We start from the raw sequence: 12,037 nt of genomic DNA on the forward strand, positions 1-12,037 counted from the left end.
CGGCTTCAAGCGATGACCCGTCGCTATGCTGGCGCCACTTCTGACTTGGCCTCCTCACCATGCGTCTGCCGCCCCGCCTTGCCGCCATCGCCCTCTTGCTGCCGCTACTGGCCGTGGCCGCGCCCGCCGGATCGCCTGCGCCGGTGCGCGAAGCCGAAGGCGTCAGCGAGTACCGCCTGGCCAACGGCCTGCAGGTGCTGCTGATCCCCGACGCCACCAAGCCCACCGTCACCGTCAACGTGACCTACCGCGTCGGCAGCCGCCACGAGGGCAACGGCGAAACCGGCATGGCCCACCTGCTTGAGCATCTGGTCTTCAAGACGACCGCCAAGTTCGCCAACGTCGGCGCCGAGCTGTCCAAGCGGGGCATGCAGTTCAACGGCTCGACCAATGCCGACCGCACCAACTACTTCGAGACCTTCCCCGCCGACCCCGCGCAGCTGAGCTGGGCGTTGGCGATGGAGGCCGACCGCATGACCGGCTCCAAGGTGTTGAAGAGCGACCTCGACACCGAGATGAGCGTGGTGCGCAACGAGATGGAGGCCGGCGAGAACAACGCCCTCGGCATCCTCATCCAGCGCACCCAGGCCGCGGCCTACCAGTGGCACGCCTACGGCCGCAGCACCATCGGCGCGCGCTCCGACGTGGAGCATGTCGACATCCCCAGCCTGCAGGCCTTCTACAAGCGCCACTACCAGCCCGACAACGCGACGCTGATCGTTGCCGGCGCGTTTGACGCCAAGCGCACCTTGGCTGAGATCGCGCGCGTGTTCGGCGCCCTGCCCAAGCCCGCGCGCCTGCTGCCGCCGACCTACACCGTCGAGCCCGTGCAGGAGGGTGAGCGCCTGGTGACGGTGCGCCGCGTCAGCGCCATGCAGGGTGTGTTTGCGAGCTATCACATCCCGCCGCTGACCCACCCCGATTTCGCGGCCTTCGAGGTCGCCGTCACGGCGCTGGCCGACACGCCTAGCGGCCGCCTGCACAAGCGCGCCGTGGAGCCCGGCCTCGCGGCCCAGACCTTTGGCTGGTCGGGCCGCAACGCCGAGCCGGGCCTGCTCAACTTCGGCCTGGTGCTGAAGTCCGACAACGACGTGGACCGCGCTCAAGCGCTGCTGGCCGACACCGTCGAGAGCCTCGCCAAGGAGCCCATCACCACCGTGGAACTGCAGCGCGCCCAGGCCCAGTGGGCCAAGAATTTCGACGAGCTGATGGCCAGCCCGCAGCAGCTGTGCGTGACGCTGTCCGAGACCATCGCGGCCGGCGACTGGCGCCTGCTGTTCCTGCTGCGCAATCGCATTGAGGCTGCCACGGTGGACAGCGTCAACGCGACGCTGCGCCAATGGCTGCTGCCCAGCAACCGCACGCTGGGCCGCCTCTACGCCACGGCCGCGCCCGAGCGCACGCCGCTGGCCCTGCCCATGGCTGCGGCCGACGCGCTGAAGGGCTACGTGCCCAAGGCCGCCGTCGCGGCCGGTGAGGTGTTCGACACCAGCCCCGCCAACATCGACCGCCGCACCCAGCGCTTTCAGCTCTCCAACGGCCTGCGTGTGGCACTGCTGCCGAAGCGCTCGCGCGGCGAGACGGTGGACATCGCGCTCAAACTTCACTACGGCAGCGTGGACAGCCTGCGCGGCAAGCGCACCGAGGCCAACCTCATCGGCGAGGCGCTGCAGCTGGGCAGCAAACAGCACACGCGGGCGCAGATCGCCGACAGCTTCGACAAGCTCAAGAGCCGCCTGGCCGTCAACAGCAGCGCCACCGGCGGCACGAATGCCACGCTGAGCAGCCGCCGCCCGCAGCTGGCCGAGGCCCTCGCGCTGATGGCCGAGGTGCTGAAAGAACCGAGCTTCCCGCCCACCGAGGTCGAGCAGCTGGTGCGCCAGCAGATCGCCGGCGCGGAAGAGGCCGCCCAGCAGCCGCAGGCCGTGGCCTCGCAAGCCTTGCAGCGCGCGCTGGCTGCGGCCTATCCGACCGATGACCCGCGCTACTTCGCCAGCTTCCCCGACTACATCGCGTCGCTGAAAACGGTGACACCGGAGAAGCTGCAGATCTTCCACCGCGAGCTGCTTGGCGCCTCGCATGGTGAGCTGGTGCTGGTGGGAGATTTCGACCCCGCCGAGGTCAAGCCGCTGGTCGAGCGCCTGTTCGGCAACTGGACGGCACCGCAGGCCTACGCCCGCCTGCCGCAGCCGCTGCCCGCCGTGCAAAGCCTCAAGCTCAACGAGACGCTGAAGGACAAGGCCAACGCCATGGTCTTCGGCGGCCTGCTGCTGCCGATGAACGACGACCACGCCGACCACGCGGCGCTGCGCATCGCCGCCCATGTGCTGGGCGCCAGCGGCTTCGATTCGCGACTGCTGACGCGGCTGCGCCAGAAGGAAGGCGTGTCCTACGGCGCTGGCGCCTGGTTGAACGCCTCCAGCTTCGAACCCAACGCACAGCTCGGCGTGGCCGCCATCTTCGCGCCCGAGAACCGCGCCCGCGTCGAGGCGGCGCTGAACGACGAACTCGCCCGCTTCGTGCGCGACGGCATCACACAGGCCGAGCTGGACACCGCCAAGCGCGCGATGAAGGCCCAGAGCGACACCTGGCGCAGCGATGACAGCGCCGTGGCAGGCGCCATCGCCGGCCACCTGGAACTCGGCCGCCAGTTCAAGTGGAACGCCGACCTCGACGCACGCGGCGAGGCGCTGACGCTTGGCGAGGTGAATGCGGCGATCAAACGCTGGATAGACCCAGCCAAGGCCAACTGGTCGTGGGCGGGGGATTTCGACAAGAAGGCCGCGGCCGCGAAGTGAACCGGCCGGCAGCGGCCTAAGCGCCGCTGCCGAAGGCCTTCAGGGATTGCCTGAGCTTCTTGCGCCCATCGCTGTTGGTCCCGCGATAGGTCTTCAGCGCCAGCGCCAGGAACTGCTGCTCGGCGGGCGTCAGGCCCGTAGGCTCGCGCTCCTCGTCGAGCCAGCCGGCGGGCCTGTCGCAGTGGTGCTCGATCTGGCGCGCCAGCTTGTCGCCGAGGGGCCGGGCGCCGCTCTTGGCCATGGACCACGTCGCGCCGCTGACATCGATGCGCGCTGCCCACGCGGCCTCCAGGCCCTTGGGCGGATCGCCCGCAGTGATGCGCTCTTCGACGAAGGTCTGGAAGAGCGCCAGGGCGTTGAGACGGCGGATGGTGGCGGGGCTGGACACGCTGCAGAGGTGGGGGCTTAGTGTTGTTAAAACACTTCACACGCATTCTAGGTGGCACGCCGCGCTTGACCAAGGCGTGAACAGTTTTCACAATGCAGGGATTCGCTCAACGCCGTTGGGCAACCCAACAACCCCAACCCGACCGAACCGCTTTCGTACCTCGCCATGAACCGCCACCTTTTCAACGTCATCGCATACCCCGGCTCAACGAGCCGGCGCGATGGCGCCTGGATGGCGCTGGTCGAGGGACCGAAAGCAGAGGGCTCGCAACCCCAGGTCGCCTATGCCCACGACTGCGGTCGTGATCGTGATGACACCCACACATCGGGAGAAGGTCCCGGCTGACGCCGCCCTTCCACGCTCTTCTGAGGCCCGGTATCCGCAAGGAACCGGGCCTTTTGTTTTTTCGCTTTTCAACCGAACACCGTGCCGGGGCTGCCCTGGCGCCGCTGCGCACGCGCAGCGCCAGCTCTTTCACAACTCGCATCGAGTGCCCGCCGACCACATCGGCGCGGCACTCAACACTGGCAGGCGCCGAGGCTCGTCCTCGGCTGCCCTGCCCCATCTCGGGTGTGCCCACGCACAAGCATCGGCCGGCCCGGTGTGCATGTGCGCTCGGGCGGCCGCCTGTCGCGTGCAGCGACGCATTGCTGGTTTGCGCAAACCAGTCGCGTCGCGTGTGGACACAGCCGAGATGGTTTTTCCTTTGCCTTGTTAGCTCAGTGGAGTGAGAGCGCCGGTCTACGAAACCGGAGGTCGGACGTTCGAGTCGTTCACAAGGCGCCAATCAACAGCAATGCCCCGTTGGACTTCCGGTGAGGTCCTCGGCCCTTCAAGCCGAAGAGGCGGGTTCAACTCCCGCACGGGGTACCACTCCTTTTTACCCAGAAGCCTCTCGTTGAGCTCACGCCCCGAGAGGCGCAAACCGGCCGCAACGATTGGGCGGCGTCGGAACCCGTGACCGACAACCTTTCTGTCTTTACCCATGTCGCCATAGCTCAGCTGGGAGAGCGCCGGTCTGTCGAACCGGAGGTCGCGGGATCGAAACCCGCTGGCGGCGCCATTGCCTTCACCAGGAGAACGTCATGAAGAAGCACACCACCCACAGCTTTCGAAACCATGAGCAAGCGCCGCAAGGGCTTCCCGTCTGAAACGCAGGTCAAGCGCGGTGACCGCATGGTGCATGGCTACAAGGAGCTGATCGAAAAGCTCGGCAGGAGCGATCCTTGCCCCTGCGGCTCGCGGAGGTCGTTTCAAGCGCTGCTGCCTGCACAGTGGCTGTTTTCGACGGCGTGAACCGCGATCACTACCAACGTTGATCGACCGCCCCCCTCAACCGTGCCAAGCCCAAAGAAAGGAGGCCACCATGCACGACGTTTTGCAGTTGGACATCACCGGCCTCCCGCAGGCCTGGGTCTCGGTCGAACACGCCGCCACGCTCGTCGCCACCGATGCCGTCGTGTGGTCGGCCGGCGAGCGCCCGCTGGCCGTGTTGCGTGGCGGTTTCAATGCCACCACCGGCCGCCAGTCGGTGCTGGCCGTTCCTGCCATCGTGGCCCTGCGCGGCGCGTCGAGGCTCAACCTCTTCGACATCACGCCGGTCTACGGCAAGGCCAAGGTCATCAAGCGTGACCGCTGCACCTGCGCCTATTGCGGCGTGGTGCTCGACGCGCGCGTGCTGACCATCGACCACATCGCGCCCGCCAGCCGGGGTGGGCCCTTGAGCTGGATGAACACGGTCGCGGCCTGCCGCGTCTGCAATTCGCTCAAGGCCGACCGCACGCCGGACGAGGCCCGCATGCCGCTGCTGTTCGCGCCCTTTGTGCCGAGCCGCTTCGAGGACTTCATCTTGAAGGGCAGGCACATCCGCGCGGACGTGCACGACTGGCTGGCTGCGCGCCTGCCGAGAGGATCTCGCCTCAGTTGAGGCGACCACGAATCTGCCGAGGAAAGCAGAGCGCTCACAGGTCGGGGTTCCCAAGCCCCGCCGGTGCGCCGAGACCGGGTCCGCCCGTCGTTTCGACGTATGCCGCGCCTGCCGGAATCGACGGGTAGCCCGTGAGGCAAGGTTGGGCCGCAAGGCCTTGGGTTCAATTCCCAACTTCACGACCACTGGATAGCTCAGTCGGGTAGAGCAACGAACTAATCATTCGTCTGTCGCGGGTTCGACTCCCGCTCCAAGCTTGGCCTTTCACGCCAATCCAAAACCGGTCGCAAGACCACCCCGCCGAACGTGCGCCCTGGCTCCGGCCAGATCGCGCATCAGCGGCCCGCGCTCGCGCGCCGGGCAAGCGGGGCCCTGCTGCCACGGCCAGCCGCGAGCGCCTTCAAGTGAGGAGGCGTTCAACGCGCACCGTGGCGCCAGGCCCTGGCATCCGACGTCCGCACGGGTTGCTGTAACGGCACCCCTATGGAAATGCAGGCGCAGCCCCTCCGCGCGCAGCGCATCCTTGCTTTGCGGCAGGGCTGCGTCTGCATTTCCTCAACACGCGTCACAACAAGGAGAACACCATGACGATCAAGCGTGTCACTGTGAAGAAGAACGAGCGCGGCATCCTGCTGCGCAATGGCGACTTCGAACGCGTGCTGCAACCGGGCACGCACTGGCTGTTCGCCGGCATGGACGCGCTGAAGGTCGAGCTGTTCGCGATCAGCCAACCGGCCTTCGTGCATCCGTTGACCGACTACCTGATGGCCAAGGAGCCTGAGGTTGTCGAGGCGGAGTTCCTGCGCGTCGAGCTCAATGAGCACGAGGCGGGTCTGCGCACCGAGAACGGCGTGCTCGTCGAGGTGCTGCCGCCCGCCACGCGGCGCCTGTACTGGCGTGGCCTGGTGGACGTGCAGGTCGAGTTGATTGACCTGCGCGCGTCCGCCGAGCTGCCGGCCGCCCTGGCTGCGCGACTGACTCAGCCGCAACTGCGCCCGCGCGCGCTGACCGGCCTGGCTGGCGTGCTGCAGGTGGAGGTGCCGGCAACCGGCGCCGGCCTGCTGCGCGTGGACGGCAAGGTGGAGCGGCTGCTGGCCGCGGGTTCCTACGCGTTCTGGAAGTTCAACCGCAACGTGACCGTGGAGCTGGTGGACCTGCGGCTGCAGGCGCTGGAGGTGACGGGCCAGGAGATCCTGACGCGCGACAAGGTCTCGCTGCGGCTGAACCTCTCGGCCACCTGGCGCTTCACCGATGTGCTGCGCGCGTTCGAGCAACTGGCCAAGCCGGCCGATCACCTCTACCGCGAGCTGCAGTTCGGCCTGCGCGCCGCAGTGGGCACGCGCACGCTGGACGAGCTGCTGGAGAACAAGTCGGTCATCGACGAAGTCGTGACCGCCCAGGTCACTGCCAAGCTGGCCGGCTACGGCCTGCAGCTGGACGGCGTGGGCGTGAAGGACATCGTGCTGCCGGGCGAGATGAAAACCATCCTCGCCCAGGTGGTGGAGGCCGGAAAAGCCGCCGAGGCGAACGTGATCCGTCGCCGTGAGGAAACCGCAGCGACGCGCTCCCTGCTCAACACGGCCAAGGTGATGGAGGACAACCCCGTCGCCTTGCGCCTGAAGGAGCTGGAAACGCTGGAACGCGTGGCCGAGCGCATCGACAAGATCTCCGTGTTCGGCGGTCTGGACCAAGTGCTCAACGGGCTGGTGAAGCTGCGTTGAGTGCTGAACTCACGCACCGCTTCAGGGCGCCCGGCTTCGGTCGGGCGCCCTTTTTTTGACCTCTGCACGCCGCGCCACGGGAGCATTCACGAAGGGCGGGTCGCGCCGGCCGGCACTACCATTGCTGCCCCTACGAGGCCGCCATGAAACTGCTCGTCAAATTCAATCTCGTTTACCTGCTGGTCATGAGCCTGGGCATCGCCGTGAGCGGCTACATCGCCCGCCAGCTGCTGCAGGACAACGCCCAGCAGGAGGTCGTCGGCAGCGCCCGCATGCTGATGGAGAAGGCGCTGGCCGTGCGCGCCTACACCAACACGCAGATCAAACCGCTGCTGGCCTCGCAGATGGCCAACGAGTTCCTGCCGCAAACGGTGCCCAGCTACTCCGCCACGGAGGTGCTGGGCACGCTGCTGGCCAAGCACCCCGAGTTCGCCTACAAGGAGGCGACGCTGAACCCCACCAACCCGCGCGACCGTGCCACCAGCTGGGAGGCCGACATCGTGGGTCAATTCAGAAGCGCAGCCGACCTGAAGGAAACCGTCGGCACGCGCGACACGCCGGCCGGCCCGTCGCTCTACATCGCCCGCCCGCTGCGCATCACCGACCCCGCCTGCCTGGCCTGCCACAGCAGCGTGGACGCCGCGCCGGCCACCATGGTGGCCAAGTACGGCCCGGCCAACGGCTTCGGCTGGAACCTCAACGAAGTCATCGGCGCACAGATCGTGTCGGTGCCGCTGGGCGTGCCGCTGCAGCGCGCCGACAACGTCTTCAAGCTCTTCATCTCGTCACTGATCGGCGTGTTCGTCGTCGTCGGCATCGTGCTGAACCTGATGGTGTGGATGCTCGTCGTCCGCCCCGTCACCCGCCTGTCCGCGCTGGCCGACCGCGTCAGCCAGGGCGACCTGGACGCGCCCGAGTTCAAGGCCAGTGGCCGCGACGAGATCGCCACGCTGTCCGACTCCTTCTCACGCATGCGCGCCAGCGTCGTGCAGGCCATGAAACTCCTGGAATGAGACCACCCCTACCGGCTTCGCCGGCCCCTCAAGGGGCGCTGCTGGTGGCCCGGCAAAGCCGGTTCCACGGCAGCCGCTTGGGAACACCCTACGCAACGGCATGAGCGACAAAAAGCATCCAACGCAGCTCGGCAAATACCGCATCACCGAAGTCCTCGGTGAAGGCGCGATGGGCGTCGTCTACAAAGGCTTCGACCCCGACATCCAGCGCACCGTCGCGCTCAAGACCATTCGCCAGCAGATCGATGCCGAGGACGACAGCCCCGGCGCGCCGGCCTCGCGCTTCCGCAATGAGGCCCAGGCTGCTGGGCGCCTCGGCCACCCGGGCATCGTCGCCGTCTACGACTTCGGCCGCGCAGAGCATTGCGCCTATATCGCGATGGAGTTCGTCGAAGGTCGGTCGCTAGCGAGCTATCTGAGCGCCAAGGTGCGCTTCACCGACAGCGACATCCCCGGCATCATGAGCCAGCTGCTCGATGCGCTGGGCCATGCGCACCATCACGGCGTCTGGCACCGCGACGTCAAGCCCAGCAACATCATCATGATGGCCAACGGCCGGCTCAAGGTGGCCGACTTCGGCATCGCGCGCATCGAGTCGCAAAGCCTCACGCAGACCCACTACATGGTGGGCACGCCCAGCCACATGGCGCCCGAGCAGTTCCTTGGCAAACCGATGGACCGGCGCGTCGATATCTACGGCGCCGGCGTCGTGCTCTACCAGCTGCTGACCGGCCGCGCGCCCTTTGCCGGCACGACCGAGGCCCTCATGTACAAGGTCGTCAACGAGGACGCTATGCAGCCCTCGATGGTGGACGGCGCCGAGCGTCCCGGCTGGTTCGATGCCATCGTCGGCCGCGCGCTGTCCAAGCGCCCGGCCGACCGCTTCGCCGACACCGACGAGTTCAAGCAGGCCCTGATCGACGGCGCCGGCCGCGGGATCGACGACACCGCCTGGGAACGCACGCTGATGATGGCGCCGCCGCGCCCCGCCCGGCCGCCCCTTTCGACCACGATTGCGCCACCCACCGTCGCGCCGCCCACCACCGCCGGTGGCTCCAGCGGCGCGCCGCCGCCCACGCACTGGGACAAGGCCCAGCTCACCCAGGCCGAGCAGACGCTGGCCCGGCTGGTCGGCCCGCTCGCCAGCGTGCTCGTGCGCCGCGCGGCGCGCGAGTGCACCGACATCAACGAGCTCTACAGCAAGCTCGCCGAGCAGGTCAGCGATCCGCGTGCCCGGGACGTCTTCCTCGGCCAGGCCAGCCTGATCACCGGCGGCACCGGCCGCACGGCGGGCGGCACGAGCGGTGCGCTGCCGAGCGTCGGCTCCAAGGGCTCAGCCGGCTCGGCGGGCGGCACGCTGATCGGCGGGCCGCTGAACGATGCGGTGATGGGCAAAGCCGTGCCCCTGCTGGCCCAGCACGTCGGGCCCATCGCCAAGGTATTGGTCAAGCGCGCGGCCGCCGGGACGGACAGCCGCGCGGTGTTCTTCAACCGGCTGGCGGAGGCTGTGAACGATCCAGCGGCGCGCGAGAAGCTGCTGAAGGAGTTGGGGCGCCTGCCCTGATCGCCCTTGGGCGGGACTGGCGTGGCCCGAGGCGTCCGACATCGGCCATCACCGCAGGGATTCATCGTCTGCACCGGTGCCCATCGCGGCCCCGTCGTCCGGCAATTGCAGGTCACGCGCTGGGATGCCCATCGCAGAACAGTACTGCCGGTAGTCGAAGATGCGATCCTCGGTCGTGATGCGCGCGGTCACGCTGCGATGGGGCCCCAGGTACTCGACTGCGCCCTTCACGACAACGTGCACGATCAGGTCTTCTGCGCCCTGGGCTTGCCACCAGTCAGTGTTACCCGCAGGCTCAAACACATAGCCGCCGGGACCGACGACCTGGCCGGTGTTCAGCCGGCGAGACCCTTGCAGGTTCAGCGCGTGGACCTCGCCGCTGTGGCGATGCAGGCCCACTCGCACGCCGGGCCGCAGGCGCATCAATTCCACCCAACCCGCACCCTCGGGCAGGAAGGCGATCGGCAGCGACCACTTGCCTTCGCCCTCGGGCATCCAGTCCGGCAGGCCGCTGCGTTCGAGTGCTGCGGCCACGACATGATCGATCGTCGACATGAGGGTTGCTCCGTTGAAGTGGTGTCATGCACCCCGGTTCGGTCAGCCCTGCGGGTGCTGATGGCGAAACTCCTGGGTCTTGCCGCCGAAGCCGTAGGCGGCAGCGCGCACGTCTTGCACGTAGATATAGCTTTCCTCGTGCAATTCGCCCAGCAGTCTCGAGAAGGCCTCGAATGCTTCGGCGATGTACTGCGCCTTTTCCGCCTTGGTGTTGGTCTCGTCGACCACCTTCACGTCGAAGTAGATGCTGCGCTTGCCCAGTTCGGCCAGCGAGGTTCCGCCGACAAACCAGTCCCGCGGGTCCACGAAGTCGATCGTGACTGCCGTGAGCAGGCGGTTCTTCTTCAAGATCCGGCTGGTCAGCTCCAGCAGCGTTTCGTTGATTTGCTGGCTGAGTGCGGGCGACTTGGTCGCGCACACTTTGACGTTCAGGATGGGCATGTCGGCTCCTTGTTGAAGACAGTGTGGGTTGAACGGCAGGCCCGATCGCAAGGAACTGGATTGAGGGCTGCGACCCGTGGTTTTTCGCCGCTCGACGGCGCAATACTACGCAGGCACTGGACCTTAGGTTGGGCCACTTTGAGGTGAATTCATGGAGCCAGTTTTTCCGTTTGATCTGTCCTTGCCGATGCGTGGCGGGGCGCTCATGGAGACACTGCATCAGCAGTTGCGCGCGGCCGTGCTCGACGGCCGCCTGGCCGCCGGCGCTCGACTTCCCTCGACCCGCTCGGCAGCTCAAGCGCTGGGCGTGAGCCGGAACACCGTCGTTGCAGCCTACGACCGCCTGATCGCGGAGGGCTACCTGCAGCCACGGGCCGGTGCGAGGGCCGTTGTGGCCGAGGTTGCGGCACGCCGCGGCGTGAACCTGCCGCGCGCCGGCAGCCCGACCTTGGAGAAGATGCGATTGAATCCTTTGTGGCGCTCGCCGCTTTTGCAGCCGGAGCCGGCGCGCGACCTTCCCGAGCAGTCTTTCCGACTTGGCTTGCCGGACCACCGCCACTTCCCGCACGAGGCATGGCGCCGCCTCACCGCTCAGTCGCTGCGGGCATGGTCGCGCGTTCGTTTCAGCTATCCGCCGTCCGACGGCTTGCCCGAGCTGCGTGAAGCGATCGCACAGCATGTCGCATTTGCGCGCGCAGTGGCTTGCACGGCGGGAGACGTGCTGGTCACCTCGGGCGCCCAGCAGGCCTTCGACTTGCTTGCACGTTTGCTCGTGACGCCGGGCCAGACCAAGGTCGCCGTCGAGGAGCCCGGCTATCCGCCGCTGCGCGCCGCCTTTATCGCCGCGGGGGCAGAGTTGGTGCCGATACCCGTTGACGATGAAGGCATGTGTGTCGACCAACTGCCTGACGACGTGCGAGTGATCAGCGTCACGCCTTCACACCAGGCTCCGACCGGCGCCGCGTTGTCCTTGCGCCGGCGCAAGGCGCTGCTGGCATTTGCGCGAAAGTGGCAGGCCGTCGTACTCGAAGACGACTATGACGGTGAGTTCCGCTTCGGCTCAAGGCCCCTGGACGCATTGCAGACCCTGGACCGCGATGGCTTGGTGTTCTACATCGGCACGTTTTCAAAGAGCATGTTCCCCTCGTTGCGCAAGGGCTTCGTGGTGATGCCTCCATGGGCACGGGATGCGCTGGTCAGCGTCAAGCATTGCGCCGACTCGCACTGCGACACGATCACGCAGGCCACCCTGGCAACATTCATCCGGGACGGACACTTGGCGCGTCACGTGCGGCGCGTGCGGCCCATCTATGCGTTAAGGCGGGAAGCCCTGCTGGGTGGCCTTCAGCGTGAGCTGGGCGAATGGCTGCATGCGATCCCGTCGGAAGCCGGGCTGCACCTGGCTGCGCGCATCAGGCGCCCACGGCAAACAGCGGTGATTATCGATGCGATGCGCCGTTACGCACCGGGTGCGCAATCGACCGCCGACTATGCGATGTTGCCCGGCCATTCCTCGGCATTGGCCTTCGGATACGGCGTTATCGATGCCGGCGAAATAGGCAAAGCGCTGAGGCGCATGCGAAGGTTCTTGTTGAGCCAGGCTTAGAGACGGTTCGCACCCAACGTGCGC

At 67.2% G+C, this 12,037-nt stretch carries 11 protein-coding genes and 4 tRNA genes; 12 read left to right on the forward strand and 3 right to left on the reverse strand.

Annotated features, from left to right (window positions below; all coding sequences use genetic code 11):
• Positions 1–59 precede the first annotated feature (59 nt).
• Complete coding sequence (locus tag ABIS05_RS18935) at positions 60–2,798, forward strand: pitrilysin family protein (protein WP_348011789.1); 2,739 nt, start codon at positions 60–62, stop codon at positions 2,796–2,798.
• 16 nt (positions 2,799–2,814) lie between these two features.
• Here the strand turns inward: ABIS05_RS18935 and ABIS05_RS18940 are convergent, their stop codons facing one another.
• Positions 2,815–3,186 (reverse strand): hypothetical protein, encoded by a 372-nt coding sequence (locus tag ABIS05_RS18940; RefSeq protein ID WP_348011790.1) that lies wholly within the window; start codon positions 3,184–3,186, stop codon positions 2,815–2,817.
• A 165-nt stretch (positions 3,187–3,351) separates the two neighbouring features.
• On the opposite strand from ABIS05_RS18940, the gene ABIS05_RS18945 reads away from it, so the two are divergent.
• The 10 genes from ABIS05_RS18945 to ABIS05_RS18990 all read left to right on the forward strand — a co-directional run bounded on the left by ABIS05_RS18945 (position 3,352) and on the right by ABIS05_RS18990 (position 9,411).
• Positions 3,352–3,531, forward strand: a complete 180-nt coding sequence (locus ABIS05_RS18945; RefSeq protein WP_348011791.1) for a hypothetical protein — start codon at positions 3,352–3,354, stop codon at positions 3,529–3,531.
• A gap of 363 nt (positions 3,532–3,894) precedes the next feature.
• Positions 3,895–3,972 (forward strand) — tRNA-Arg (locus ABIS05_RS18950).
• Between the two features lie 12 nt (positions 3,973–3,984).
• Positions 3,985–4,059 (forward strand) — tRNA-Glu (locus ABIS05_RS18955).
• Between the two features lie 114 nt (positions 4,060–4,173).
• Positions 4,174–4,249: transfer RNA gene (locus ABIS05_RS18960), tRNA-Asp, on the forward strand.
• A gap of 56 nt (positions 4,250–4,305) precedes the next feature.
• On the forward strand, positions 4,306–4,482 hold the full coding sequence (locus ABIS05_RS18965; protein ID WP_348011792.1) for an SEC-C metal-binding domain-containing protein: 177 nt from the start codon (positions 4,306–4,308) through the stop codon (positions 4,480–4,482).
• Between the two features lie 70 nt (positions 4,483–4,552).
• Entirely contained in the window at positions 4,553–5,113 is a 561-nt protein-coding gene (locus ABIS05_RS18970) for an HNH endonuclease (RefSeq protein WP_348011793.1), read from the forward strand.
• 186 nt (positions 5,114–5,299) lie between these two features.
• A tRNA-Ile gene (locus ABIS05_RS18975) sits at positions 5,300–5,367 on the forward strand.
• A gap of 330 nt (positions 5,368–5,697) precedes the next feature.
• The gene (locus ABIS05_RS18980) at positions 5,698–6,834 is read left to right on the forward strand and encodes an SPFH domain-containing protein (RefSeq protein WP_348011794.1); all 1,137 of its coding nucleotides are present in this window, start codon (positions 5,698–5,700) and stop codon (positions 6,832–6,834) included.
• A 143-nt stretch (positions 6,835–6,977) separates the two neighbouring features.
• Positions 6,978–7,847 carry a DUF3365 domain-containing protein gene (locus ABIS05_RS18985; RefSeq protein ID WP_348011795.1) on the forward strand — a complete coding sequence of 290 codons (870 nt, stop codon included), beginning with the start codon at positions 6,978–6,980 and terminating at the stop codon, positions 7,845–7,847.
• Between the two features lie 100 nt (positions 7,848–7,947).
• Complete coding sequence (locus tag ABIS05_RS18990) at positions 7,948–9,411, forward strand: serine/threonine-protein kinase (RefSeq protein ID WP_348011796.1); 1,464 nt, start codon at positions 7,948–7,950, stop codon at positions 9,409–9,411.
• Between the two features lie 48 nt (positions 9,412–9,459).
• Here ABIS05_RS18990 and ABIS05_RS18995 read toward each other — a convergent pair whose 3' ends face one another.
• Entirely contained in the window at positions 9,460–9,966 is a 507-nt protein-coding gene (locus tag ABIS05_RS18995; RefSeq protein WP_348011797.1) for a cupin domain-containing protein, read from the reverse strand.
• A 42-nt stretch (positions 9,967–10,008) separates the two neighbouring features.
• On the reverse strand, positions 10,009–10,407 hold the full coding sequence (locus tag ABIS05_RS19000) for a 4-oxalocrotonate tautomerase (protein ID WP_348011798.1): 399 nt from the start codon (positions 10,405–10,407) through the stop codon (positions 10,009–10,011).
• Between the two features lie 151 nt (positions 10,408–10,558).
• Between ABIS05_RS19000 and ABIS05_RS19005 the strand changes: the two genes are divergently transcribed.
• Entirely contained in the window at positions 10,559–12,013 is a 1,455-nt protein-coding gene (locus tag ABIS05_RS19005) for a PLP-dependent aminotransferase family protein (RefSeq protein WP_348011799.1), read from the forward strand.
• Positions 12,014–12,037 lie beyond the last annotated feature (24 nt).

Origin of the sequence: Roseateles sp., from assembly GCF_039929605.1 — a bacterium.
Lineage (GTDB): Bacteria > Pseudomonadota > Gammaproteobacteria > Burkholderiales > Burkholderiaceae_C > Pelomonas.